The organism is Nitrosomonas sp. ANs5, assembly GCF_050584665.1.
Taxonomy (GTDB): domain Bacteria; phylum Pseudomonadota; class Gammaproteobacteria; order Burkholderiales; family Nitrosomonadaceae; genus Nitrosomonas.
Genome location: NZ_JBEUDO010000015.1, coordinates 1 through 25,788, shown reverse-complemented (window position 1 = coordinate 25,788; position 25,788 = coordinate 1). Strand labels below are relative to the sequence as shown.

21 protein-coding genes are annotated in these 25,788 nt (G+C 53.3%); 12 read left to right on the top strand and 9 right to left on the bottom strand.

Features of this window, described 5'->3' with window-relative positions:
• Positions 1–36: 36 nt before the first annotated feature.
• Both serB and ABTW62_RS05490 read right to left on the bottom strand, forming a co-directional pair.
• On the bottom strand, positions 37–867 hold the full coding sequence (gene serB / locus ABTW62_RS05495; protein WP_430903583.1) for a phosphoserine phosphatase SerB: 831 nt from the start codon (positions 865–867) through the stop codon (positions 37–39).
• A 97-nt stretch (positions 868–964) separates the two neighbouring features.
• Positions 965–2,440 (bottom strand): sensor domain-containing diguanylate cyclase, encoded by a 1,476-nt coding sequence (locus ABTW62_RS05490; protein ID WP_430903582.1) that lies wholly within the window; start codon positions 2,438–2,440, stop codon positions 965–967.
• Positions 2,441–2,707: 267 nt separating this feature from the next.
• Here ABTW62_RS05490 and ABTW62_RS05485 point away from each other — a divergent pair, with 267 nt between their 5' ends.
• The 5 genes from ABTW62_RS05485 to hemE all read left to right on the top strand — a co-directional run bounded on the left by ABTW62_RS05485 (position 2,708) and on the right by hemE (position 9,343).
• Complete coding sequence (locus tag ABTW62_RS05485) at positions 2,708–4,201, top strand: leucyl aminopeptidase (RefSeq protein WP_430903581.1); 1,494 nt, start codon at positions 2,708–2,710, stop codon at positions 4,199–4,201.
• Positions 4,202–4,219: 18 nt separating this feature from the next.
• Entirely contained in the window at positions 4,220–4,648 is a 429-nt protein-coding gene (locus tag ABTW62_RS05480) for a DNA polymerase III subunit chi (RefSeq protein WP_430903580.1), read from the top strand.
• A gap of 192 nt (positions 4,649–4,840) precedes the next feature.
• Positions 4,841–5,239 (top strand): hypothetical protein, encoded by a 399-nt coding sequence (locus tag ABTW62_RS05475; RefSeq protein WP_430903579.1) that lies wholly within the window; start codon positions 4,841–4,843, stop codon positions 5,237–5,239.
• Positions 5,240–5,311: 72 nt separating this feature from the next.
• The gene (locus tag ABTW62_RS05470) at positions 5,312–8,068 is read left to right on the top strand and encodes a valine--tRNA ligase (protein WP_430903578.1); all 2,757 of its coding nucleotides are present in this window, start codon (positions 5,312–5,314) and stop codon (positions 8,066–8,068) included.
• Between the two features lie 204 nt (positions 8,069–8,272).
• Positions 8,273–9,343: a uroporphyrinogen decarboxylase gene (gene hemE / locus ABTW62_RS05465; RefSeq protein ID WP_430903577.1), complete on the top strand. Its 1,071-nt coding sequence runs from the start codon at positions 8,273–8,275 to the stop codon at positions 9,341–9,343.
• 106 nt (positions 9,344–9,449) lie between these two features.
• Here hemE and sucD read toward each other — a convergent pair whose 3' ends face one another.
• The 3 genes from sucD to ABTW62_RS05450 all read right to left on the bottom strand — a co-directional run bounded on the left by sucD (position 9,450) and on the right by ABTW62_RS05450 (position 12,554).
• A complete protein-coding gene (sucD, locus tag ABTW62_RS05460; protein WP_430903576.1) occupies positions 9,450–10,337 on the bottom strand; it encodes a succinate--CoA ligase subunit alpha in 888 nt (295 codons plus the stop codon).
• A 28-nt stretch (positions 10,338–10,365) separates the two neighbouring features.
• Positions 10,366–11,541 (bottom strand): malate--CoA ligase subunit beta, encoded by a 1,176-nt coding sequence (locus tag ABTW62_RS05455; RefSeq protein WP_430903575.1) that lies wholly within the window; start codon positions 11,539–11,541, stop codon positions 10,366–10,368.
• A 62-nt stretch (positions 11,542–11,603) separates the two neighbouring features.
• Positions 11,604–12,554 carry an HpcH/HpaI aldolase/citrate lyase family protein gene (locus tag ABTW62_RS05450; protein WP_430903574.1) on the bottom strand — a complete coding sequence of 317 codons (951 nt, stop codon included), beginning with the start codon at positions 12,552–12,554 and terminating at the stop codon, positions 11,604–11,606.
• A gap of 258 nt (positions 12,555–12,812) precedes the next feature.
• Here ABTW62_RS05450 and ABTW62_RS05445 point away from each other — a divergent pair, with 258 nt between their 5' ends.
• Positions 12,813–13,037, top strand: a complete 225-nt coding sequence (locus ABTW62_RS05445; protein ID WP_430903573.1) for a hypothetical protein — start codon at positions 12,813–12,815, stop codon at positions 13,035–13,037.
• Positions 13,038–13,090: 53 nt separating this feature from the next.
• Here ABTW62_RS05445 and ABTW62_RS05440 read toward each other — a convergent pair whose 3' ends face one another.
• Positions 13,091–15,934, bottom strand: a complete 2,844-nt coding sequence (locus ABTW62_RS05440; protein ID WP_430903572.1) for an aconitate hydratase — start codon at positions 15,932–15,934, stop codon at positions 13,091–13,093.
• Between the two features lie 150 nt (positions 15,935–16,084).
• Here ABTW62_RS05440 and ABTW62_RS05435 point away from each other — a divergent pair, with 150 nt between their 5' ends.
• Positions 16,085–16,990, top strand: a complete 906-nt coding sequence (locus tag ABTW62_RS05435) for a D-hexose-6-phosphate mutarotase (protein WP_430903571.1) — start codon at positions 16,085–16,087, stop codon at positions 16,988–16,990.
• 101 nt (positions 16,991–17,091) lie between these two features.
• Here the strand turns inward: ABTW62_RS05435 and ABTW62_RS05430 are convergent, their stop codons facing one another.
• The 3 genes from ABTW62_RS05430 to rpsO form a co-directional block, all read right to left on the bottom strand.
• Positions 17,092–17,433 (bottom strand): DUF2007 domain-containing protein, encoded by a 342-nt coding sequence (locus ABTW62_RS05430; protein WP_430903570.1) that lies wholly within the window; start codon positions 17,431–17,433, stop codon positions 17,092–17,094.
• A gap of 651 nt (positions 17,434–18,084) precedes the next feature.
• A complete protein-coding gene (pnp, locus tag ABTW62_RS05425) occupies positions 18,085–20,199 on the bottom strand; it encodes a polyribonucleotide nucleotidyltransferase (RefSeq protein WP_430903569.1) in 2,115 nt (704 codons plus the stop codon).
• A gap of 198 nt (positions 20,200–20,397) precedes the next feature.
• The gene (rpsO, locus tag ABTW62_RS05420; RefSeq protein ID WP_430903568.1) at positions 20,398–20,667 is read right to left on the bottom strand and encodes a 30S ribosomal protein S15; all 270 of its coding nucleotides are present in this window, start codon (positions 20,665–20,667) and stop codon (positions 20,398–20,400) included.
• Positions 20,668–21,268: 601 nt separating this feature from the next.
• Here rpsO and ABTW62_RS05415 point away from each other — a divergent pair.
• The 5 genes from ABTW62_RS05415 to ABTW62_RS05395 all read left to right on the top strand — a co-directional run bounded on the left by ABTW62_RS05415 (position 21,269) and on the right by ABTW62_RS05395 (position 25,738).
• The gene (locus tag ABTW62_RS05415) at positions 21,269–22,429 is read left to right on the top strand and encodes a cysteine desulfurase family protein (RefSeq protein WP_430903567.1); all 1,161 of its coding nucleotides are present in this window, start codon (positions 21,269–21,271) and stop codon (positions 22,427–22,429) included.
• A gap of 45 nt (positions 22,430–22,474) precedes the next feature.
• Positions 22,475–23,290, top strand: a complete 816-nt coding sequence (locus tag ABTW62_RS05410) for a sugar phosphate nucleotidyltransferase (protein ID WP_430903566.1) — start codon at positions 22,475–22,477, stop codon at positions 23,288–23,290.
• A 24-nt stretch (positions 23,291–23,314) separates the two neighbouring features.
• Positions 23,315–23,761 (top strand): HIT family protein, encoded by a 447-nt coding sequence (locus tag ABTW62_RS05405; protein WP_430903565.1) that lies wholly within the window; start codon positions 23,315–23,317, stop codon positions 23,759–23,761.
• Positions 23,762–23,771: 10 nt separating this feature from the next.
• Positions 23,772–24,824: a fatty acid desaturase family protein gene (locus tag ABTW62_RS05400; RefSeq protein WP_430903564.1), complete on the top strand. Its 1,053-nt coding sequence runs from the start codon at positions 23,772–23,774 to the stop codon at positions 24,822–24,824.
• A gap of 173 nt (positions 24,825–24,997) precedes the next feature.
• Entirely contained in the window at positions 24,998–25,738 is a 741-nt protein-coding gene (locus ABTW62_RS05395; protein WP_430903563.1) for a 2,3-bisphosphoglycerate-dependent phosphoglycerate mutase, read from the top strand.
• Positions 25,739–25,788 lie beyond the last annotated feature (50 nt).

Genomic DNA, 25,788 nt, shown 5'->3' with positions numbered 1-25,788 from the left:
GCCTGGCCCAAGCAGCGGTGCTGATGTCCGTCGGGATTATTCAAACAAATGAATGATGCCATCCAAGCCAACATGATTGATCGAAAAAGTGGCTTTTTCCTGCAAGATCGGTTTGGCCCGGAAAGCGATACCGACACCCGCTTCTTCCAGCATTTTCAGGTCATTGGCACCGTCCCCGATAGCGATAACCTGTGCTTTCTCTAGGCCGAGCGAGTTGCGTACTTGTTTTAATACTTCCCCCTTGCCGGATGCGCCGATAATGTTGCCGAGCACTTTCCCGGTCAGCTTCCCGTTCTGGATATCGAGCGTGTTGGCAAAAGCATAATCCAGTCCCAGCCGGGTTTTAATCCGATCGGTAAAAAAGGTAAATCCACCCGATATCACCATGGTCTTGATGCCGATGGCTTGCATTTTCTGTAGCATTGTTTCGGCCCCCGGACTTAGGCGCAAGCGCTCGTCATAAACCTGTTGCAGCGCTTCCTGTGCCAGTCCTGCGAGCAGGGCTGTGCGGCGGGTAAGGCTTTCGGCAAAATTGATTTCTCCTCGCATGGTGCTCAAGGTGATTTCTGAAACCTGCGGTTTGACATTGTGCATGGCTGCAATTTCATCGATGGATTCGATGGCCAGCAGTGTCGAATCCATATCCATCGCAACCAGGCCAAAGTCTGTCAGTTTTTTGCCAGGTTGCACAAAGGCGTAATCCAGTTCCGCTTCATTGCAATATTGCGGGATATCGGGATGCGGTTGTGCTTCAAGCAGTCTGAAGGCTTCTCCAGTAATGCGTTCTATCTGACTGGCCTGGGCGAGTTTGGCCACAGCCCGTAAATCACTGTTCTGGATATCCAGCCCTTGAATGATAAGATTCATGAAATTTATTCTGTTTGATATTGTGAGTTAATAATAGACAGGCCGCCCATCCCGGCGAGCGTGCCGGTGAGAGAATAATCGATATGCGGGGCGCGTACTAGGTTTTAGTATGTGTGCTCAGCGAGGGGTTCCACCCCATGATCTGGTTGCGGCCGCCATGTTTGGCTGCGTAGAGTGCGCAATCGGCGGCTTCCAGCATATCCCGGTGAGCGGAAAAAGTGGGCGTCTGGTCCATATTGACGGCTAAACCAATCGAAGCGGTGATATGGATTATACAACCCGAGTCAAGTTCGTAAGCAATGGCTGCGATATTGGCTTTTATTCTCTCCAGAATGGCACGGGCTGCTATGCGATGGGTGCCGGGCAGGATCAAAGCAAATTCCTCGCCGCCATAGCGGCAGAGGATATCTGTTTGACGAATCTGACTGGAAATGGATTTGACGACAGCGACCAGCACGCCGTCACCGGCGATGTGCCCATGGGTGTCATTGACAAGCTTGAAGTTATCAATGTCGATCATGGCGAGTGCCAGTGGCAAACCGTTTTGATTCGATAGCAAAAATTCGTGCTGGAAGGTGTCGTTGAAATAGGCCCGGTTGTGTGCGCCGGTCAGTCCGTCATGCTGGGCTCTGTCTTCCAGTTCGCGCACCTTGATCAAGGTGCGCATGGTTAGCAGTTCCCTGGCCGCTTCGATCATGCCATTCAATTGCGCTGGATGGATGATCGAGACTTCGAACAGTTCCTCGACATGATGCAATTCATTCTTCATGTCCTCCAACACCTCCATCAGGGCGTGGCCGTCGAGACCTAGGTAAGCTTTGACTGCATGGATGGCCGTATCGATATTCTTTTGCTCACCGGGTGCCAGAAAATAATCGGCTACACAGCCAGATGCGGCGATACATTCGTTGATGCCTGGTTGTGCGCGGTTTGATTGATCATGGCTGTTTGCGCATGCCTCGGCAATATATGCCGGCAATTTCCAGCGACCCAGCAAAGCGGCGCCCAGTTCATTATGTCCAATACCGAAAGCCTCTTTCTCGGTTTTGTAGAGCGCATCATGATCCGGAGAAGAGGAAAAGATTTGCGGGTAGGTTTCAGGCAAAATGGCATAAAACGCGAGGATGCCGATATCTTGCAACAATCCAGCCAGGAACAAATCATCCAGCAGATTGTTCATCCCAATGCGTTTGCCAAGCGCGCGGCCGGCCAGTGCCGATGCGATCGAGCGTTGCCAGAAGCTGCTGCTGTTGGCAGGATTCAGATGATTCCTGGCATGTTGCAACAGTGAATCCATGAGCGAAAAAGACAATGCGATTGTCATGACACCGTGCATGCCCAGCATGCTTACAGCCTGACTGATGTTGCTGACTTGGCGTCTGGATTTATACAGAGGAGAATTGGCCGTTTTGACAATTTTGGCGGCGAGCGCGGGATCGAGTGAGATATAATGATTGATCTGGGTAAGATTGGTATCAGCTTTGCCTGCCAAATCGATGATTTTAAGCGCAACCGAAGGAAGGCTCGGCAGATTGGTGCAGAACTGCAATTGTTCAAGCAAATTTTCCTTCATACTATCCTTCAGTTGGCGACGTAAACAGAGCATCTGTCGATTTTTTTTCTGACTTTTCCTGAATAATGATGATTCTACCCGATGTGGCCGGGTGGGAATCCAGAAAAAGAAATGGAATAACGAGGTTGTTTGACAGGAACTCAAGGCATGTTTCCCGCGAATAATTGGCCGCTTGGCTTGCTTGAACTTGGTGCGAGCAGGACAGTGCTCATCCAACTCGCTATCCATATTTAATTGAAAATTCCTACATACAAACAGGAGTAAAACGTGGACTTTGCAATCAAATCCGGCAGCCCGGATAAGTATCGTGGTGACTGTATCGTGGTGGGTGTGTTCGAATCCGGCAAATTGAGCGAAGCGGCCAAGCTATTGGATGATGCCTGTAAGGGTTACCTCGGTAAAGTGATCGGACAGGGGGATATGGATGGCAAGGCAAACTCGACCTTGTTGTTGCATGGTGTGCCGAATATCGCCAGTAAACGCGTGTTGCTGGTCGGGCTGGGAAAGGAAAAAACATTCGGAGAGAAAGCATTCCTCGGAGCCGTGCGGGCGGGATTCAAAGCGCTGCATCAAACCGGTGCCAAAGATGCCGCCATCACCCTGCTGGACGTGCCTGTCAAGCAACGAGATTTGGCCTGGGGCGTATTCCAGACTGTTGTGCTGGCAGAGGAGAGTGTTTATCGTTTTGATCGCTTGAAAAGCATACCTGAAAAACATTTGCCATCACTGGCTAAAGTGGTGATCGTCGTCAACGACAAATCCTCGCTGACAGCTGCCGAGGCAGCATTGCGGCAAGGCATGGCCACCGCTCAGGGCATGAAGGTAACCAAGGATCTGGGTAATCTTGCCCCTAACATTTGCACACCTGCCTATCTGGCCGAGCAGGCCAAGGATCTGGCCAAGGCATTCAAGCTGAAATTATCCGTGCTGGAAGAGAAAGACATGGAGAAACTGGGCATGGGTGCATTGTTGGCGGTAGCACGGGGGAGCCGTCAACCAGCCAAGCTGATCGTGTTGGAATACCGCGGCCAACAGAAAATGGAAAAACCGGTCGTGCTGGTCGGCAAGGGTGTGACTTTCGATACCGGTGGAATTTCACTTAAACCAGCCGCCGAGATGGACGAGATGAAATATGACATGAGCGGTGCAGCGAGTGTTTTAGGCACTTTGACGGCTGTTGCGGAAATGCAGTTGCCCATCAATATCGTTGGCATCATACCCGCCACTGAAAATATGCCTGGTGGCAATGCCACTAAACCGGGTGATGTGGTAACCAGTCTTTCTGGGCAAACCATCGAGATCCTGAATACCGATGCGGAAGGCCGTCTGATCCTGTGCGATGCGCTGACTTACGCCGAGCGCTATAAACCGGAGGCCGTGATCGATATCGCGACCCTGACCGGTGCTTGTGTGGTTGCACTGGGGCATGTCGTGACAGGCCTGATGGGTAATGATGAGCCGCTCGCGCAGGATTTGCTCCAAGCGGGTGAGCAGACTTCGGACCGTGCTTGGCAACTGCCGTTGTGGGAAGAGTATCAGGATCTGCTCAAGAGTAATTTCGCCGATATGGCCAATATCGGTGGCCGCTGGGGGGGCGCGATTACAGCGGCATGTTTCCTCTCCCGTTTCACTGAGAAGTTCCGGTGGGTGCACTTGGACATTGCCGGAACAGCCTGGAAATCTGGCCAGGATAAAGGGGCTACCGGACGCCCTGTGCCATTGTTGACACAGTTCCTGGTTACCCGCGCCCAGCAGCAATAAATTGGGTCTGAATGACTGGTGACACAAATCGATTTCTATACGGGTGCGACCGATAGATTGTTGATTGCATGCCGCCTGTGTGCAAAAGCCATGCAGCAAGGGTTGAGAACGCTCGTTCTGGTTTCGGATGCTTCGCTGGCCGATCGATTCGATAAATTGCTCTGGACCTTCTCGCCGACCAGCTTCGTGCCCCATTGCAGGGCAGACGATCAGTTGGCTGGTATGACGCCAGTCATTTTGGGCGACCATCGCGCCCTCGGATCTGAAGGGAATGGATTTACTGTACTGGTCAACCTGGATGAAGCGGTGCCATCGGCCTTCGAGCATTTCTCGCGGATTGTCGAGATCGTTGATGAAGCGAGTGATAAACAAATCGCACGCAAACGTTATCGGTCCTATCAGGAACAGGGTCATGCCGTGCGGCATCACCGGCTTGATCTGAGCTAGCAGATGGTGCTGCCATCGATCGGCCGATAGGGAATCATTGTTCCAGGCGGTCGGCTGCGTCAGTCCGGTTTGCGGTAAAGGGTGTTTTAATAGTTTGGCGCCATAGAGCATGTTTTAAGTCAATGGCGTGAATTTTGGGGAATGTTGCGTGGTGGCCATATGTTCAGCCCAAGATGCTAGATTTTATTATTCATGACAGATAACCAGACCGACAAATCTCTGGAAGTGGAAGACGAGATTCTGTTGGATAAACTTGATTCGATGCTGCGCAGGCATCGGCGCGAGTCATCCTCGTTGATGCGCGCCGTGGAACCGGTTGCATCCGGCCATGCCGATGCTGCCGCTTTTTTGTCTGCCCCGTCCGCTCCCTCCCGAGCTATCGACGGCTTTGCGTCGGATACCGGCAAGGTGCCTGTTTTGACGGATCGGGTCACATTGTCCATCAATGACTGGCCGGCGCAGTCCGAAATTTCCGAGCTACTCTGTTTCGCGTTCGATGCCGCCATCAGAGAAGCGCAAATCCACCTCGACCCCGCCGAGCGGCTGACCTTGCTGCAAGCGCTGGCAAAACGGTTGCCCAAGAATTTTTAAGCCGTAAACTTTTTTCTCATTCGCTATAATGGCCGGTTTTACCCCCACGGTCCATTTACTTGCCTGACTACCATGGAACTTTCAAAAAGCTTTGATCCAAAAGATATCGAAACCCGCTGGTATGCAGCCTGGGAAACGGCGGGCTATTTTCACCCGAATCAGCAAACCGATGCAGCGGCTTATTGCATTATGCTGCCGCCTCCCAATGTTACCGGCACCCTGCATATGGGGCATGCTTTCCAGCATACCTTGATGGATGCATTGATACGCTATCACCGTATGCTGGGCGACAATACGCTCTGGCAGCCTGGCACCGATCATGCCGGGATTGCTACCCAGATTGTGGTCGAGCGTCAGCTGGATCAGGAAGGCAAGGACCGCCGCCAGATCGGCCGTGAAGCTTTCCTCGAAAGGGTTTGGCAATGGAAGGCGGCCTCTGGCTCGACCATTACCCGGCAAATGCGCCGCATGGGCGCTTCTTGCGACTGGTCGCGGGAGCGATTCACCATGGATGAAACCCTTTCCGAGGCGGTTGCCGAGGTGTTCGTGCGCTTGTACCGGGAAGGGCTTATCTATCGGGGCAAGCGTCTGGTCAATTGGGATCCTGTCCTGCAAACTGCTGTATCCGATCTGGAAGTGATCTCAACCGAGGAAAATGGATCACTTTGGCATATCCGCTATCCATTCGAGCTGTCTGAGGGGGGTGGCGAGACAGGTGGCCTGATCGTGGCCACGACGCGGCCTGAAACCATGCTTGGGGATATGGCGGTTGCGGTTCATCCGGAGGACGCGCGTTACCGGCACCTGATCGGACGGCACTTGCGGCTGCCATTGTCAGAACGCACCATTCCAATCATTGCGGACACCTATGTCGATCCCGATTTCGGAACCGGTTGCGTGAAGATCACGCCTGCCCATGATTTCAACGATTATCAAGTGGGGTTGCGGCACAAACTGATGGCGCTCAATATTTTTACGCTGGACGGCAAGATCAATGACTGTGCGCCGGTTGCGTTTCAGGGGATGGATCGTTTCGAGGCCAGAAAAAAAGTGATCACTGATCTCCAGGCGCTGGGCCTGCTGGTCGAAACCCGTCCCCACAAGCTGATGGTGCCGCGCGGTGATCGCACCAATACTGTCATCGAACCGCTGCTGACCGATCAGTGGTATCTGTCGATGGAAGGACTGGCTAAACAGGGGCTTGAAGCAGTTGACCGGGGTCAGGTCCGGTTTGTACCGGAGAACTGGACGCATGTCTACAACCAGTGGCTGGAGAATATCCAGGACTGGTGCATTTCACGGCAGTTGTGGTGGGGACATCGGATTCCGGCCTGGTACGACGAAGATGGCAATGTAACGGTCGCGCACAGCCTCGAAGAAGCGCAGCAGCTTGCGGGCAAGCGTGTGCTGCGGCAGGATGAAGACGTGCTGGACACCTGGTTTTCCTCGGCGCTGTGGCCGTTCTCAACCCTGGGTTGGCCGACAGATACGCCCGAGCTTAGAACATTCCTGCCCAGTTCGGTGCTGGTGACCGGATTCGATATCATTTTCTTCTGGGTCGCGCGCATGGTCATGATGTCGTTGCACTTTACCGGCAAGGTGCCGTTCCAAGAAGTCTATATCACGGGTCTGATCCGCGATGCGGAAGGGCAGAAGATGAGTAAATCCAAGGGCAATGTCTTGGATCCACTCGATCTGATAGACGGCATCACGCTGCCGGAACTGATCAAGAAACGGACGACCGGTTTGATGAATCCCCGGCAAGCCGAGTCGATCGAGAAAACTACGCGCAGACAGTTTCCGCAAGGAATCCCTGCGTTTGGTACCGATGCCCTGCGCTTCACTTTCGCCAGCCTGGCCTCGCATGGACGTGATATCAAATTCGATTTGCAGCGCTGTGAAGGCTATCGTAATTTCTGCAACAAACTATGGAATGCCACCCGTTTCGTGCTGATGAACTGTGAAGGCCAGGATGTCGGACTGGACGAGGCCCTGCCGCTACATTATTCACAGGCCGACAAATGGATCATCGGACGCTTGCAGCAAGCAGAGCAGGCAGTGACCCAGGCATTTGGCGAATACCGTTTTGATCTGGCCGCGCGCGAGATGTATGAGTTGGTATGGGATGAATATTGCGACTGGTATGTGGAACTGGCCAAAGTGCAGTTGAATGCTACCGATGCCGCCCAGCAGCGCGCCACCCGGCGTACGCTGGTGCGTGTCCTGGAGGCGATGTTGCGCTTGGCGCACCCGATCATCCCGTTCATCACCGAGGAGCTGTGGCAGGCGGCGGCGCCACTGGCGGGCAAGTCGGGTGCAAGCATCGTGCGTCAACCGTATCCACAGGCCGATTTCGCGCGCATCGATGAACAGGCCAATGATGCCATCCAGCGGCTCAAGGCTCTCATCAATGCCTGTCGCACGCTGCGCGGGGAAATGAAGCTGTCTCCAGCCGAGCGGGTGCCGCTGCTGATAGAAGGTGAATCTACAGCCCTGGCAGGTTTTGCACCTTACATGCTGGCATTGGCGAGATTGTCTGAAGTGGATATTCTGCCAGCAGGCCTGCCAGACACCGATGCCCCGGTTGCTATTGTCGGGAAATTTAAATTAATGCTCAAAATTGAGGTGAACGTAGCTGAAGAGCGTGAGCGCCTCAGCAAGGAAATACGCCGACTGGAAGCCGAGATCAGTAAAGCGAGTGCCAAATTGGATAATCCAAGTTTTGTCGAGCGTGCACCGGAGCGGGTGGTTCAGCAAGAAAAAGATCGATTGGCTGCATTTAGCGTGACCTTGGAAAAGCTGAATCAGCAGATGCAAAAACTGCGTTGATCATGCTTGATATGCATCATTCTGGGAATCCTGGACAAGCGCACGCGACTGGATGGCTGACGCATTGCGATGAGGTGGTGCGTTTGCGAGGAGGCCGCATCCCAGGAAGTGTTGCATTCTCTCTTATTCCGACCGGGGTTTGTAGGATAATGGGCGAATCGCTGGTCCAGCAAATTATTTTCAAAACTTTATACATATTACATGATGGCAAAACCAGAAAATGACACTTTTATCCGGGCATTGTTGCGCCAACCGACTGACTATACGCCTGTTTGGATGATGCGCCAGGCCGGACGCTATCTGCCGGAATACAATCAGACCCGCGCGCGCGCGGGTGATTTTCTTTCCTTGTGCAAGAATCCGAATTTAGCGACCGAAGTCACATTGCAGCCGCTAGCGCGGTTCTCGCTGGATGCGGCAATTTTGTTCTCGGATATTCTGACCATTCCGGATGCGATGGGGTTGGGATTGTATTTTGCCGAGGGCGAAGGGCCCCGTTTCGAGCGTCCGTTACGCGAGGAATGGGAAATTCGTTCGTTGATTGCACCTGATCCTGATGCACATTTGCGTTATGTGCTGGATGCCGTCACGCAAATACGGAAGGCACTCTGCAACCAGGTGCCTTTGATCGGTTTTTCCGGCAGTCCTTTCACGCTCGCCTGTTATATGGTAGAGGGCGGTAGTAGCAGCGACTTCCGCCAGATCAAAACCATGCTTTATGCGCGGCCTGACCTGTTGCACCATATCCTTGAAGTGACCGCAAACGCAGTGACGGCCTATCTCAATGCCCAGATAGAAGCCGGTGCGCAGGCCGTCATGATTTTTGACAGCTGGGGCGGTGCATTGTCGCATGCCGCTTACCAGGAATTTTCATTGCACTACATGCAACAAATTCTGGCTGGATTGAAGCGTGAGCATGATGGGGTGCGCATCCCGAACATCGTCTTTACCAAGGGAGGTGGGTTGTGGCTGGAATCCATCGCGGAAAGCGGCTGCGATGCAGTGGGTCTGGATTGGACCATCGATATCGGAGAGGCGCGCCGGCGTGTGCAGGGCAAGGTTGCCTTGCAGGGTAATATTGACCCAGCTGTCTTATTTTCTTCACCGGACATCATCGCCGCCGAAGTTGAAAAAGTTTTGGCGAGCTATGGCCATGGTCATGGTCATGTTTTCAATCTCGGGCATGGGATTTCACAGTTCACGCCGCCAGAACATGCACTGGCGCTGGTTGAGGCTGTTCATGTCTTGAGTGCCAAATATCACACCGACCAATAGCTAGTTGATGCAGTAGCCATGGAAGAGGCAAGTGCTATCGGTTGACAGCGCTTGCCTGGTGTGGCACAGATGAAACCCCCGGCATAGCCGGGAGCGTGAGAGTTCGTCAGAGCTTGGCCAACACTTCAGCCACGGTTTGGCCCATCAATGAAGGTGTCGGGCAAATGGTAACGCCCAGTTCTTTCAGTCGCGCTACTTTTTCTGCAGCGCTTTCGCCGGCCGAGGAAATGATTGCGCCGGCATGCCCCATGCGCCGGCCTGCCGGTGCTGTCAGTCCCGCAATATAGGCGACCAGTGGCTTGCTCATGTTTTCCTTGGCGAATATACCGGCCTCCACTTCCATTGGACCGCCAATCTCACCAATCATCAAGGCGACCTTGGTTTCGGGATCCTGTTCCAGCTTTTCCAGCACATCCCGATGCGAGCTGCCGATAATGGGGTCTCCACCAATCCCGACTGAAGTCGATATGCCGATATTCAACCGTCTCATCTGGTCAGCTGCTTCATAGCCCAGCGTGCCGGAACGGCCAACCACGCCCACTGTGCCGGGCATGTAGATATGCCCAGGCATAATCCCGAGCATCGCACGCCCTGGGCTAATGGTGCCGGAACAATTGGGTCCGGTCAGCATCATTCGATTTTCTAGGGGAAAGCGGCGCAGGAAACTTTTCACGGTCATCATATCCTGGGTAGGAATGCCATCGGTAATCGATACACAATATTTGATGCCCGCATCGGCTGCTTCCATGATCGAGTCAGCCGCGAAAGCAGGCGGAACGAATACAATGCTTGCTTCGGCATCTACCTGCTCAACTGCTTCCTTGACTGTATTGAATACGGGCAGTCCCAGATGGGTTTGCCCACCTTTGCCCGGTGTGACGCCGCCCACTACATTGGAGCCATACTCAATCATTTCCTGAGCATGAAATGTACCGATTCTGCCGGTGAAACCTTGCACGATGATTCGTGTTTGCTCATTGATCAAAATTGCCACTTTTCTATTCCTTTTTGTTCGTGTTCTGTCAGCCTGCCACCACCTGATTACGTGCCTGTACGACTTTCTCGGCGGCATCCGCCAGGGTCTCGGCAGTGATAATCGGCAAGCCGCTCTCGGCGATGATACGACGGCCTTCCTCGACGTTGGTGCCGGAGAGGCGGACCACCAGAGGAACGTTCATGCCGATGTTCCGGACCGCTTGCACCACACCTTCGGCGATCCAGTCACAGCGATTGATGCCGGCAAAAATGTTGACCAGCATCGCTTTGACGCCCTGATCGGCCAATACCAGCCGGAAAGCCTTCTCTGTCCGCTCAGCTGAGGCGCCGCCGCCTACATCCAGAAAATTGGCCGGTTCCCCGCCAGCGAGTTTGATCATGTCCATGGTTGCCATGGCAAGTCCCGCCCCATTGATCATGCAGCCGATATCGCCATCCAGTCCGACATAACTCAAGCCAGCCTCACCTGCGGCAACTTCGCGAGCATCGATCTGAGTGTTGTCGCGTAATTCGGAAATGCGGTGCCGGCGGAACAAGGCATTCTCGTCAAAACTCATTTTTGCATCGAGCGCGATCAGTTCGTTGCTGCGGGTGACGACCAGCGGATTGATTTCGAGAATATTGGCATCCAAGTCACGCAAAGCGCGATAGCAGCTCTTGATGGTTTTGACGGCATGGTTGAGCAGCTCCTCGCCCAATCCCAATGCAAACGCCATTTTTCTTGCCTGGAAATCCTGCAATCCGACAGCGGGTTCAATGTAGATTTTTTTTATGGCATCGGGATCGGTGGCGGCCAGAGTCTCGATATCCATGCCTCCCTGGGCAGAGCCGACCATGATCACGCGCTCATGGCTGCGGTCGATCATAAATGCCAGGTACAATTCCCTGGCAATATCGGTGCCCGCTTCGATATACAGTCTCGAGCAGAGTTTGCCGGCCGGCCCGGTCTGGTGCGTGACCAATCGTTGACCGAGCAAGGATTCGGCCGCCACTTCGATTTCTTCATGTGTCCGGCATACTTTGATCCCGCCAGCCTTGCCGCGTGCTCCCGAATGAATCTGTGCCTTGACGACCCAGACATTGCCGTCAATTTCCCGGCTACGCTGAACCGCCTCTTCTGCGGTATGCGCCAGGCCACCTTCGGCAATCTTGACACCATACTCAGCCAAAATTTCTTTGGCCTGATATTCATGTATATCCAATCTATTTCTCCCGTTATTTCTTTAAACACCTGCAACCTGGCAGGGATTCCAAGTCAGGTTGGTTAGCGATTCTTGGCAGCGATGACTTCAGCCATTTTGACGATGTTATTGGCCATTCGCTCCGATGCGGCATCGATCAGGCGACCATCCAGCGAAGCCGCGCCTTTGCCCTGCGCGGCGGCTTCTTTCAACGCGCTGAGAATGCGCTGCGCTTTCTCAACTTCCGCTGCGGGGGGGGTGAATACTTCATTTGCCAGGGTGATCTGAGTGGGATGAATTGCCCATTTGCCTTCGCAACCCAGTGCGGCAGCGCGTTTGGCAGCCAGTTTATAGCCCTCCGGATCCTGAATGTCGCCAAAAGGACCATCGATTGGACGTAAGCCATAGGCGCGGCAGGCCACCGTCATTCTGCTGATGGCTGCATGCCATTGATCACCGGGGTAATCCGGATTGAGCCCGCCGATATTGGTGGTGCGGGCGCGGTTGCTGGCCGCATAATCGGCCACCCCGAAATGCAATGCTTCCAGGCGTCCGGTCGTTCCGTTGCGCGCAATATCTTCGACATTGGCCATGCCCAGCGCCGTTTCGATCAGTGCCTCCAGACCAATCCGGTTTTTGAGTCCTTGCTGCATTTCAAGCTGGTTGAGCATCGCTTCCACCATGTAGACATCGGCATAAACACCAACTTTAGGAATCAGAAGCGTGTCGATCTTGTGTCCGGCCTGTTCGACCAAATCGACTACATCGCGTACCATGAATTGGGTGTCCAATCCATTGATGCGCACAGAAAGCGTGACACCATGTTCTTTCCAATCGAGATCATTGATGGCCTCGATGATATTTTTTCGTGCCTGTATCTTGTCATCCGGTGCAACGGCATCTTCCAGATCCAGAAATACGAAATCTACCCCGCTCTTCAACGCTTTTTCAAACATTTCGGGGCGGGAACCGGGAACCGCGAGTTCACAGCGCTGTACACGCTGGATGCTGGTTTCATACAGTGTATGGCTCATTATTTCTCCAACAAATTAAATACATGGTCATATATAAATTCTGTGCTGCATGCAAAGTGCAAGCGAATGCCATGACTTGATCATGATCCCATGCAAAGGGTCGTCAAGTACGCAATGCAAAAACCGGAAACGATTTTATTTCATAGGGGTTTAAGCTAGAGTGCGCGGGAACAAGCGCTTTTGAATCATATGATGACGTTATCGATCAAACCGGGGCTAATTATAACATTGGCAAGGGTTATTTCAGTTAGAAGCTGATTGGCAACAGCTATTCCGAGCCAGTTGCCACGCTATAGTCCTGGTCATGGCGCTATCAATTACACACAAAATATCATGGCTGGCGGCAACCCTGCAGACCATGTCATGGAAAGTGGCCAGCCAGTTTCCAGTCGTGGCGGTATCATCAAGCGTCCAGGCATGGCATATCCATGGCAGTGGGGATATGCCTGTCCTGTTGTAAGCCGCACATTTCAATTCGTGTAACTGCGATTACCAGGCCAAAGTTGCCTGTTCATTCTTGCGACGCGTGCCGCAAGTTATTTGCAGGCACGCAGCACATAAGGCAGGATGCCGCCATGATAATAGTAGTCCACTTCAATGGCTGTATCGATCCGGCAGCGCAGCTTGGTTTCCAGTTTGTATCCATCCGGTTTGTGAACGATCAGTGTGACTTCCTGTTGCGGCTGTATGTTTTCCAGGCCAACAATATCGAACAGCTCGTCACCCTGGATGCCCAGGGATTTGGCACTCTCTCCCTCCTTGAACTGCAACGGTAGCACCCCCATGCCAACCAGGTTGCTGCGATGAATGCGTTCGAAGCTTTCGGCGATGACTGCACGCACGCCGAGTAACTGCGTTCCTTTTGCAGCCCAGTCACGGCTCGATCCGGTGCCGTATTCCTTGCCGGCCAGGACGATGGTGGGGGTGCCGTGCTCAAGATATTGCATCGCCGCATCGTAAATGCTCATTTGGGTGCCCTGGTGATCACCATTGTTCCAATAGAGCGTGACGCCGCCCTCGCTGCCTGGGATCATGAAATTCTTAATGCGCACATTGGCAAAAGTACCCCGCATCATGACGTGATGATTGCCTCTGCGTGAGCCATAGCTATTGAAGTCTGCTTTGGCGACGCCGTTGGCAAGCAAATATTGGCCTGCGGGGGAGGTTGCCTTGATGGCGCCTGCCGGGCTGATATGGTCGGTCGTCACTGAATCGCCAAACAACGCCAGGGCACGTGCGTGCCGAATCTCGCTCGGGATGTTGGCGCGGTCGATTGCCAGGCAGAAGTTCTGGAAAAATGGCGGCTCTGCGATGTAGGTCGAATCAGGCCAGTTGTACAGCTTGCCGGTCGTGGCGGTAACGTTGTTCCAGAGCGGATGATCGCGGGTGAAATCGCTGTACAGACGGCGGAAGGTTTCTGCCTGGGTGGCAAATTTCATCATTGCTTCGATTTCGGCGCTGCTTGGCCAGATATCCCGTAACCATACGGGCTGCCCTGCAGCATCCTGGCCCAATGGCTCAGTGGTCAGGTTCTTCAGCACGCTGCCGGCGATCGCATAAGCGACCACCAGTGGCGGTGAGGCCAGGAAGTTGGCCCGAATATTGGGATGGATGCGTGCTTCGAAGTTGCGATTGCCGGAAAGCACTGCGGCACAGACCAGGTCATCCTTGACCACAGTCTCCTCAATCACGGCCGGCAAAGGCCCGGAGTTGCCGATGCAAGTCGTGCAGCCGTAGCCAGCCAGATTGAAACCAAGTTGTTCCAGATAGGGCATCAGACCGGCGGCAGTTAGATACTCCGTCACGACACGCGAACCGGGTGCCAGCGAGGTTTTAATATGGCTTTTTACTGTCAATCCTTTTTCGACCGCTTTCTTGGCCAGTAATCCGGCAGCGATCAGCACCGCCGGATTGGACGTATTGGTGCAGGAAGTGATCGCCGCGATCAATATATCGCCATGATGCAATTCGATAGCTTGTGGCAGGGGGCGGCTGGCGGCAGCCGGTTGGGTGGGATGATTATTGGTCATTTCCACCACATTGCGTGCACTCCCGGCAGGTAGTGATGCTTCGTCCTGATTGCTGTCAGGGGTGAGACAAAGCTCGGCTTCCGGTTGGGCGAGATCGCGCGTGCTAAAGGCTTGTGCCAATGTATCGGCTGGCTTGCCGTAGCCATTTTCCGAAACCGGTTTGCTGAATAGCTCGGTGAAGCTGGACTTGAGGTCTTGGAGTGCAATACGGTCTTGCGGGCGCTTGGGTCCGGCCAGTGAGGGAACGATCGAATTCAGATCCAGTGCCAGTTCCTGGCTATAATCGATTTCGCCCTGACGCGGCATGCCAAACAGGCTCTGTGCCTTGAAGTAGCGCTCGAATGCATCGATCTCCACTTCCGTGCGGCCTGTTTGTCGGAAGTATTCGATGGTCGTGTCATCGACCGGGAAAAAGCCCATGGTGGCACCGTATTCCGGGGCCATGTTAGCGATGGTGGCGCGGTCCGGCAGGCTGAGCGAGGCTGCGCCTTCGCCAAAGAATTCCACGAACTTACCGACCACATTGGCCTTGCGCAGCATTTCCGTGATGGTCAGTACTAGGTCAGTGGCCGTGACGCCTTCCTGCAGCTGCCCGGTCAGATTGACACCGACGACATCCGGCGTCAGAAAGTAAACCGGCTGCCCCAGCATGCCTGCTTCCGCTTCAATGCCGCCGACGCCCCATCCGACCACGCCGATTCCGTTGATCATGGTGGTGTGCGAATCGGTGCCGACTAGTGTATCAGGGTAGACCAATCCATCTTTTTGGTGCACGCCGCGGGCCAGATATTCCAGGTTGACCTGATGCACGATGCCAATGCCAGGCGGCACAACACCGAACGTATCGAACGCTTGCATGCCCCATTTGATAAACTGATAGCGTTCCTTGTTGCGTTGGAACTCGATTTCCATATTGCGTTTCAATGCCTCGCGGTCACCGTAGTAATCGACCTGCACCGAGTGATCGACCACCAGGTCAACGGGCACCAGCGGTTCGATCAATTCCGGATCCTTGCCCAGCTTCTGGGCAGCGCTGCGCATGGCAGCGAGATCGACCAGTAGCGGTACGCCGGTGAAATCCTGTAAGACGATGCGTGCGACCACAAACGGAATTTCATGTGTGCGTTGTGCCTGGGGTTGCCAACCGGCCAGTTGCCTGACGTGCGCTTCGGTGATTTTCTTTTCATCGTAATTGCGCAGCACCGATTCGAGGACAATTCGAATGGAAACAGGCAAGCGCGCAATTGCGCCCAGTCCCGCCGCTTCAAGTGCTGATAGCGCGTAAAATTGCCGGGCCTGGCCATTGGGAAGGTTAAGTGTCTTTAATGTATCGAATAAATTATGGGTCATGGTGGTTCCTTGAACGAGAAACTTTTAGCAGTAATTTAGCTGCAAGTATTTATGCTATAACCGATTGAGTTTATCATTCAGCACGGGTCGCGACAAAATGCTTAACTGAAAACAAGCCGTCAGCAAATTTTTATTTCAAACGGGAATACAATGGATATCCAACAATTAAACAATGATCATGGCATTGCCGGGCAGGTTGTATTTATCGAAGGCGAGGGGGGGCTTCCTTTTGTCAGGGTGCAGAGCGACAAGGCTTCCGCATTGATTTCAGTCTACGCTGGCCAGGTGCTTTCTTTTCAGCCCAGGCATGCGGCGGATGATTTGCTGTTTTTAAGCAGCTTGGCATATTACCAGCCGGGTAAGGCGATCAAAGGCGGGGCGCCGGTCTGCTGGCCCTGGTTCGGTCCGGATCCCGAGGGGTCGGGACGGCCTGCCCATGGCTTTGTACGTAACCGGATGTGGGAAGTGGCTGGCACAGCGATTACGCAGGAGGGTGCTATTCGCGTCACGTTAGCACTGACGGATACGCCGGAGACGCACGCCATCTGGCCGCGTGCTTTTGTTGTTCGGTTGGAAATCACGATCGGCGACAGCCTCAATTTAGAACTGGTCACGCGTAATCCTGGTCCCCAGGCATTCTCGATCACACAGGCGTTTCATACCTATTTCAAGGTGGGAGATATCGCTCAAACCAGCGTATCAGGCCTGGAGAATACCCAATATATCGACAAGGTGGACGATAATCAGGAAAAGCATCAGGAGGGTGCGGTGACTGTTGCGGGAGAGGTCGACCGAATTTATCTGGCTGTCGGCAATAACCTCATTATCCATGATGCCGCCTTGCAGCGCCGTATCCGGATTACCTCCAAAGGTAACCGAACCGCCGTGGTCTGGAATCCCTGGGCAAAAATCTCGGCGGACATGGCAGATCTGCAGGATGATGACTACCTGCGTTTTATCTGTGTCGAAACCACCAATGCAGCCACCGATCGCGTCAGCATCCAGCCTGGCAGCGAATTCAGACTGGCCGCCAATTACCAAATCGAACAGGATTGATGGACACGGTTGAAAAGTAGTTACGCCGCCGTGCACAAGCCACATCGGCTGCCAGTGCCGTGACACTTGGTATCCGGCTGTTCATGATTATCGAGCCCGGGTCAAAGTTTAGGATCCTGAGAATTCTCCTTCACGAGCTCCAGCCCGGCGCCGCACTGCCAGCATAGCTGGAAGTTGTATGGATTGTCCTCGCCGCATGCCGGGCAGGTGAGCGTGCCAGATACTTGGGGCGTCTGCTCGTAGGCAATGATGACAGCCCGGCCGCGTTCAAAATCATAGTCACGGATAATCCATACTTCCGGATAAGCGTGTGTAAACGGGATATCGCCCACGCCCCCCTGTGCATAGACATTAAATAACTTGGCCGGGATATAGGCACTCTCCAGTAGATCCAGGATGATATACGCCTCGAGCAAGTGGTTGGCGGTGTAGAGTTTTCGCATTTGATGCTACAGAAAAATGGTCCAGCGGTTAGTTTGCCGATTCGACCGGCTGCTCGAGTTCGGCCACTAGGAGGCTGTCCGAGAATAGACTGATCTACTGCGGACGATTCTGGCTGGCGGGATTCTCCGATCCTTTTCGTTGAATAGAACGACTATTCGCCTCAAATGATCGAAAAATCCCGCTCAACCAGCCCCGCCCTCGCTACGATCGCTATTCTCGGACAGCCTCCTAGCATATCGACGCGAATCGGCAGATAGTTGATGATTTCGAGTGAACAATCCTCAGAAATATCCTGTTGTGGATTTTGTCTCAAGGCCTCTGTCAGATGCGTTCATCTCTTCTGCGTAACAGGGCCTCGGTATGCGCAATATTTCCCCGACGATATTGAGCCCGGCCTTGTTGAGCACGCGGTAACATTCGAAGATTTCTGTTCCTGCCCAGTGCATGGTTGTCCATTGATGTACAGGTAACGAAGAGAGGTCTGGTGCTGGAATAATATGCTATGCATTGCTGTCGGTCATGCCTGGCCGCTGATGGCCACGTGAGCGGAATTTCGAAGTGGCTGCGCGGACCCGGCCGCTATAAACAAAAAGAGGCATTCCCGCCAGGGAATGCCTCACACTGTTAGTTACGGCTGAATGTAGCTGCTATCAGGAAACTTCACTGTCGGTTGTTTCCGTGACAATAGCTGCCGCTTTCATGCTGAGCCGGAGCCTGCCTTTGTCGTCAGCCTCGAGTACTTTGACGCGGACTGCCTGACCCTCTTTGAGATGGTCGGACACATTCTCCACGCGCTCGTTGGCGATTTGGGAAATGTGCAGCAAGCCATCTTTTCCGGGCATGATGCTGACAATGGCACCGAAATCAAGCAGCTTGAGCACCAAGCCATCGTATATCTTGCCGACTTCAACATCAGCGGTGATGTCCTCGATGCGTTTTCTTGCTTGTTCACCGCCTTCGCTGTTGACGCAGGCGATTGTCACGACGCCGTCATCGGTAATGTCGATAGTGGTGCCGGTTTCTTCGGTCAGCGCGCGAATGACTGCGCCACCCTTGCCAATGACGTCACGAATCTTCTCGGGGTTGATTTTAAATTTAATGATGCGTGGTGCATGTACCGAGATATCTTCCCGTGTGGCGGGCAATGACTGTTTCATGATGTCCAGGATATGCAGACGTCCTTCTTTGGCCTGCAGCAAGGCGACTTGCATGATCTCTTTAGTAATGCCCTGGATTTTTATATCCATTTGCAGCGCGGTGATGCCATTCTCGGTGCCGGCCACTTTGAAATCCATGTCGCCCAGATGATCTTCATCGCCAAGAATGTCCGTGAGCACAGCAAAGCGATTGCCCTCCTTGATCAGTCCCATGGCGATTCCGGCAACATGCGCTTTCAGGGGAACGCCGGCATCCATGAGAGCCAGACAACCTCCGCACACAGAAGCCATGGAGCTCGAGCCATTCGATTCAGTCACTTCCGAAACGACGCGCATGGAATAGCCAAATTCTTCCACAGGCGGCAGCACTGCCACCAAGGCGCGTTTGGCCAGCCGGCCATGGCCGATTTCACGTCGTTTGGGTGTGCCCACGCGACCGGTCTCACCGGTCGCAAAAGGCGGCATATTGTAATGAAGCATGAAACGCTCGGTGTAATCCCCCTGCAAAGCATCGATTCTTTGCTCGTCCCGGGTTGTGCCCAGCGTGGCGACTACCAAGGCTTGCGTTTCGCCGCGTGTAAACAGCGCCGAACCATGCGTGCGTGGCAGCACGCCATGACGAATGGTGATCGGTCTGACTGTACGGGTGCCGCGGCCGTCAATGCGGGATTCACCGTCCAGAATGCTGTTGCGAACAATTTTCGATTCGAGCTCGAAGCCGATTTCGCGGACCGCTTGTTCACTTGGTCCTTCTTCGGTTCCAACACCCAGTTCCGCAAACACGCGTTGCCAGGTTTCACTGATCGCCTCCGTTCTGGCGGTTTTTTGTTTCAGCTCGAACGCGTTGCGCAGATCGGCTTCCGCCAGTTGCGAGATTTTTTCGGCGAGTGCGTGATCTTTTTCTGCTGGTTGCCAATCCCAGGCAGTGACACCGGCTTCATCCGCCAATTCGTTGATTGCCTGAATGACTTGCTGCATTTGCTCATGACCGAACATGACAGCACCCAGCATGACTTCTTCGGTCAGTTCGCTGGCTTCCGATTCAACCATCAGAACCGCTTGCTCTGTGCCGGCCACAACAAGATTGAGCTGGGTTTCCTTGAGCTGACTGGTGGTCGGATTGAGGATATATTCATTATTGATGTAACCCACTCGCGCGGCGCCGATAGGGCCGTCGAAAGGGACGCCGGAGAGCACCAGTGCGGCAGAGGTGCCAATCATGGCGGGAATGTCGGCATCTATTTCGGTATCGGAGGACAATACCATCGCGACAACCTGGACTTCATTGTAAAAGCCATCAGGAAAAAGAGGGCGTATGGGCCGATCAATCAAACGGGAAGTCAGTGTTTCCTTTTCAGAAGGGCGCCCCTCGCGTTTGAAAAAACTACCAGGGATACGGCCTGCAGAATAAAATTTTTCCTGATAATCAACGGTAAGTGGTAGAAAATCCTGTCCGGGTCTGGTTTTCTTGTCTCCCACTACGGTAACCAGCACAACCGTATCATCCATGGAAACCATGACCGCGCCATGTGCCTGCTTGGCAATTTCTCCAGTTTCAAGCGTAAGGGTATGATGTCCGTAGGTTATGCTTTTTTTTATCGGTTTCAATTAACAATCCTTCTCTTTGTGATCAAATCATGCCTAGTATTCACTGCAAACAGTCGCATTTAGCCGTGGAAACAGGAGTGATTTCAAACTCATGCTGAATGAAGGTGAAGGATATGCCATGTTTCCGGGGTAATTGCTTCTATTGTGCTTGCGGTTATTTACGGTTTGAAGTTTGGTAAATCCCCGCACTTTTGTTTGTTATTTTCTCAAACCGAGACGTTCGATCAACGCCTGATAGCTGTCACTGTTTTTTGATTTCAAATAATCCAGTAGCTTGCGTCGCCGACTGACCATGCGAAGCAGACCCCGACGGGAGTGGTGGTCCTTAACATGCGCCTTGAAATGACTGATCAAGTCGTTGATGCGAGTTGTCAGAAGTGCCACTTGCACTTCGGGAGAACCGGTGTCACCAGCGGTTCTCTGGTAGTCGTGCACAACTTGTGCTTTTTGATCGGTGGTTACCGCCATATGCTTTCTCCTGCTGAGTAATTAATTTACATGCGTCACAAAACAGTGATTTTACTCTTTAATAAAAGACTTGTCCAAGTCAAATCAAGGCATTGGCGCCAATGTACCGTGGTGATCATTTCTTGAAAATGAAGAACAAAAAACGGTCTTTTCAATCGTTTTTGTAATGGGCTGGTTATTTCTCTATTCGGATTAACCTGGTGCTGCAATCCCGGTATGACTATATAATTGAATAGCTTTGCGTACAGGGGAACAAAAGTGGCACTCATAATGCCGAATGGCTATTCTTTTTTCGCGAATTGGCTAGGAGGCTGTCCGAGAATAGCGACTGATCTACTGCGGACGAGCCTGATTGGCCGGATTTTACGATCCTTTTTGTTAAATAGAACGACTATTCGCCTCAAATGATCGAAAAATCCAACTCAATCAGCCTCGCCCTCGCTACGATCGCTATTCTCGGACAGCCTCCTAGCGGGGGTAACAGAAAAGAGATGTCGCCGCTTCCTTGCAAATAACGCTGCAGACATGCTGTCAACCTTGTTGACAGTTCACCGGAGCGCTAGAATGCTAGCTTCGGATTATACCGCCTAGGGAATTTTGCATGACCCAAGTTTATTTTGACCACAATGCCACGACTGCTGTGGATGACGCCGTGCTGGAGGCGATGCTGCCCTATTTCAGGGAAAGTTATGGGAATGCTTCCAGTGGGCACTCGCTAGGCATTGCGGCCCGTCGGGCGGTGAATTATGCGCGTGAGCAAGTGGCCCAGGCAGTGGGGGTCAAGCCCGCACAGGTCATCTTCACCAGTGGCGGGTCGGAGGCCAACAATCTATTTATCCGGGGGGTAGCAGAGAGTCTGAAGTCGGCCGCAGTGGCCATCAGTGCGATTGAACACCCTTGTATTCGCCGTCCCGCCCAGGAACTGACCAGAAGTGGAAGTAAAAAATGGCAATTGCATCAATTGGCAGTAGAAGTATCGGGCAAAATCAATGTGGCAGAAGTGGCGACTTTGCTGGCCGGCGTGCAGCCAGCCATGGTGTCGGTCATGCTGGCCAACAATGAGACGGGCGTAATTCAGGAGGTTGCGCCAATTGCTGATATTGCCCGGACTCAAGGTGCCTGGATGCATACGGACGCTGTGCAGGCGTTTGGCAAGATACCGGTGGATTTCAGGGAACTGGGCGTGCATGCGATGACTTTGTCAGCGCACAAAATTTACGGACCCAAGGGGGCGGCAGCACTTATTATTGATCCGCGCTTGCCGATCAAGCCGCTCATTTATGGGGGAGGGCAAGAGGACGGGTTGCGCTCGGGCACCGAGAATGTACCGGCGATAGTTGGCTTTGGTGCCGCTTGCGAATTGGCCGTGTCCCGGGTGGGGACGATGGTAGCACATACCGGCGCGTTGCGGGAACACCTGGAGCAAGGGCTGCTGGCGATGGGGGCGACGGTATTCGGGCAGGGCGCGGCACGTTTATCGAATACCAGCTATTTCGCGTTGCCCGGTATCGAAGGAGATACCCTGGTGGTTCGCCTGGATAAAGCCGGTTTTGCGGTGGCGAGTGGTGCGGCCTGCTCCAGTGCCACGCCTGGTAAAAGTCATGTGCTGGAAGCCATGCATGTGACGCCTATATTGGCCCGCTGTGCGGTACGCGTGAGCTTCGGAGCGGGCAATACCATTGCCGAAGTCGATGCTTTTCTGGCGACAATCCGACGTGTAGCCGATCAACTGAAAAGCATGAGCGTAGTATTGGGCGCATGAGTGCTTGGTAGAATCCGAGCGATAAAACGATAACCGGGCATATCCATGATCAAGCAAGGCAATCAATTTCCCAGTAAAGCCATTATTCTCAGTGCGGGGCAAGGCAGGCGATTGTTGCCACTTACTGAAAATACCCCTAAATGTTTGTTGCCGGTAGCGGGCAGGCCTGTCATCGCCTGGCAGATCGATGCGTTACTGGCTGCCGGTATCAGGGAAATTGTCGTGGTCGCCGGCTTTCAGAGTCGTCAGGTCGAAGCGCTGTTAACCGAGCGTTATCATGAGCAAGCCTGTATCAGGGTGCTGTTCAATCCTTTTTATGAGGTGGCGGACAATTTGGCGAGTTGCTGGATTGCACGCCAGGAAATGGATGCCGATTTTTTATTGCTCAATGGCGATACACTGTTGACCGAAGATCTGCTGGCAAGCGTATTGCAGACGCGGACTGCACCAATTATGCTGTGTGTCGATTTCAAGACAGTTTATGATGAAGATGATATGAAAGTGCAGCTCAATGCACAGGGACGGATCAGGCAGATCAGCAAAAAATTGTCAGCCGATGAAACAGATGCTGAATCGATTGGCCTGATCTGCTTTCGTGGACAGGGTGTTCAGCTTTTTCGCCATGCTGTGGAACAGGCATTACGCGATGTCCGCAATCTTGGATCATGGTATCTGGCGATCATCGATGCGCTGGCAAAAGAGGTTGGCGCGGTCTACAGTCATTCGGTAGCCGGTTTTGGCTGGTGCGAAATCGATTATATCCACGATTTACACAAGGCGGAAAAGCACTTTGGGTTGCTTGCCGGGGCGTCACCGGCAGAAAACGTGGTCGATGAGCACCTGTCTGGTCAAGTTGTGTGAATGCCTAATCGATTGAGGCCCCGTATGAATCCGCAGATTTTTAATGACACCATGCGCAAATTTGGCGCGCCTGAGACCATCATTCAACAGTACGAGTACTGGAGTGTGCAATTGCGACCCGCTCAGCTTACCCTGGGCGCGCTGGTGCTGGTTGCTCATGAGCCGGTGCACGCCTTTTCCGCATTAAGTCCAGCGAGTTTTGCAGAGTTGCAGAAAATAACTGGGCAAATCGAATCAGCTTTGATCAAGGCATTCCAGAACGACAAGGTGAATTATCTGATGCTGATGATGGTCGATCCGGACGTTCATTTCCACGTAATCCCTCGTTATGCGCAGCCTCGGCTGTTTGATGGTGAGACTTTTGTCGATGCAGGGTGGCCGGGTGTGCCGGATTTCGGTAAAACCAATGCGACTGATTCGGCTGCGAATCAGCGAATCATCGAGCATCTGGCCGTACACTGGTGCAGTTAGGAGTAAGTTCATGGCAGACCACTCGGATGCAGTTGAAAGTTTCCCATTGTATGAAGCGCGCGCACTGGTGCGTGACTTGATGACCCCGAAACCCTGGATTTATTGGGCGGATTTCCTCTTCCATATCTCGCTTGGCTGGAGCGCCCTGGTCATCATGTTGCACACGTCCTGGTGGTCGATTTGGCAGGTTTGCGCCTACTTTATAGCAGTGATTGCTTTTTACCGGGCTGCGATTTTTATTCATGAGCTCGCGCATCTTGCACGTGGCACGTTCAGGTTATTCCGCATCGTCTGGAATGTGACTTGTGGCATCCCGTTCATGATCCCTTCGTTTACTTACGATGGTGTGCATCATGATCATCACAAACCAGGGGTATACGGAACAGCTGAGGATGGGGAGTATCTCCCATTCGCCAGGCAACGGCCGGCGGCGATGGTGGGGTACGTGCTGCTATCAGTGATCCTGCCGCTGTTGCTGGTGATGCGTTTTTTAGTGCTGACACCGTTGTCTTATCTGATTCCGGCGCTGAGAAAAGTGGTATGGGAACGCGCTTCTTCGTTGACCATCAATCCGGCGTATATCCGTAGCCGTGATGCCATTCGCAATGATCATGATTGGCGCATACAGGAGTTTGTGACTTTTTTGTTTGTCTCGGTGGTCATCGCCAGCGTGATATTCGGTATTCTGCCCTATCAGCTGCTGCTGGTCTGGTATTCCATTGCTGTGACGGTCTTTATCCTTAATTCCTTGCGAACATTGGCAGCACATGCTTATCGCCATTCAGGCGCGCGCAGTTTGACACTGGCCGAACAATATCTTGATTCCGTCAATATTCCCGGAAACTGGTTCACTTCCCTGTGGGCGCCGGTGGGATTGCGTTACCATGCCACACATCATCTTTTCATGAGTTTGCCTTATCACAATCTGGGTGAGGCGCAAAGGCGTCTTTCGCAGAAGCTGGGTGACCACTGCTTGATCTTGCAGACCAGTCGAAAGGGGTTGTGGGACGCGCTGAAACGTATCTGGCGAGAGGCCGCAGCCGCTAAGCCGGCTAAAGAATAATTCAAATGCCATGGCCGGGTTGCCGTGACCAGAATTTCAACCATCCACTTCCCAATTTCGCCAAGCTGCCCGGGTGATTTGCCTGAAAACAAACGGCGCTATGCGCTTGCTTTGCCGGGCATGTGCAGTGCCAACTATCCTATCATGTATCCAGCCGAATCCAGGGAGTATTTGTGAATGAAAAACAGAAGCTGACGCGATTGGTATTGTTGCGTCATGGGGAGAGTATCTGGAATCGTGATAGGCATTTCACTGGCTGGAGCAATGTTGCGCTCAGCCCGGCTGGCGAGGAGGAAGCGAGGGCCGCTGGACGGTTGCTCAAGCAGGCGGGGTTCACTTTTGATGCCTGTTTTACCTCGGGGTTGAGGCGTGCCCAGGATACCCTTACGCTCGCATTATCCGCCATGGGTCAGCAAAATCTGCCCGTGTATCGAAGCTGGCGTTTGAATGAGCGCCATTATGGCGCGCTGGAGGGTATGCAGCGTTGGGCGGCTATACGCAGGTTCGGTCTCTGGTCGATCGTGAGTTGCCAGATTCGTTTCAATGCCAGCCCGCCTTGTTTGGCAGTGGATGATCTGCGGGCACCGGTAAACCAGCCGTGCTATGCCTCGGTCGACCACGCTCAATTGCCCCTGGGAGAGAGCATGCAGCATGCCCTGGAGCGAGTATTGCCTTTATGGCGGGACATGATTGTTCCGGAGATACGGGCTGGTAGGCGTCTGCTAATCGTTTCGCATAAAAATCTTCTAAAAACGCTGGTGATGCAATTGGAGGGGCTGACGGGTTTGCAGGTCATGCGCCTGTCGATAGCGACAGGCCGACCGCTTTGCTACGAGCTTGATACTTCGTTAAGGCCGGTAAAGCGTTACTATCTGCCGGCCCTGGATGGCGAGGTCCGGAAAGCCGTGGTCTAGGGCGTGTCATCAGTTAGCGCAGTGATAATTTCCCGGATTCACAGGAAGAT

What these genes read in the sequence shown, in the direction of transcription:
- ABTW62_RS05430 (WP_430903570.1), bottom strand. Translation starts at nt 17,433, where the DNA reads ATGCGAAAACTCTACACCGCCAACCACTTGCTCGAGGCGTATATCATC.
- ABTW62_RS05450 (WP_430903574.1), bottom strand. Translation starts at nt 12,554, where the DNA reads ATGAGCCATACACTGTATGAAACCAGCATCCAGCGTGTACAGCGCTGT.
- ABTW62_RS05405 (WP_430903565.1), top strand. Translation starts at nt 23,315, where the DNA reads ATGAATCCGCAGATTTTTAATGACACCATGCGCAAATTTGGCGCGCCT.
- rpsO (WP_430903568.1), bottom strand. Translation starts at nt 20,667, where the DNA reads ATGGCGGTAACCACCGATCAAAAAGCACAAGTTGTGCACGACTACCAG.
- serB (WP_430903583.1), bottom strand. Translation starts at nt 867, where the DNA reads ATGAATCTTATCATTCAAGGGCTGGATATCCAGAACAGTGATTTACGG.
- ABTW62_RS05400 (WP_430903564.1), top strand. Translation starts at nt 23,772, where the DNA reads ATGGCAGACCACTCGGATGCAGTTGAAAGTTTCCCATTGTATGAAGCG.
- hemE (WP_430903577.1), top strand. Translation starts at nt 8,273, where the DNA reads ATGGCAAAACCAGAAAATGACACTTTTATCCGGGCATTGTTGCGCCAA.
- ABTW62_RS05490 (WP_430903582.1), bottom strand. Translation starts at nt 2,440, where the DNA reads ATGAAGGAAAATTTGCTTGAACAATTGCAGTTCTGCACCAATCTGCCG.
- ABTW62_RS05440 (WP_430903572.1), bottom strand. Translation starts at nt 15,934, where the DNA reads ATGACCCATAATTTATTCGATACATTAAAGACACTTAACCTTCCCAAT.
- ABTW62_RS05470 (WP_430903578.1), top strand. Translation starts at nt 5,312, where the DNA reads ATGGAACTTTCAAAAAGCTTTGATCCAAAAGATATCGAAACCCGCTGG.
- ABTW62_RS05435 (WP_430903571.1), top strand. Translation starts at nt 16,085, where the DNA reads ATGGATATCCAACAATTAAACAATGATCATGGCATTGCCGGGCAGGTT.
- ABTW62_RS05415 (WP_430903567.1), top strand. Translation starts at nt 21,269, where the DNA reads ATGACCCAAGTTTATTTTGACCACAATGCCACGACTGCTGTGGATGAC.
- ABTW62_RS05475 (WP_430903579.1), top strand. Translation starts at nt 4,841, where the DNA reads ATGACAGATAACCAGACCGACAAATCTCTGGAAGTGGAAGACGAGATT.
- ABTW62_RS05410 (WP_430903566.1), top strand. Translation starts at nt 22,475, where the DNA reads ATGATCAAGCAAGGCAATCAATTTCCCAGTAAAGCCATTATTCTCAGT.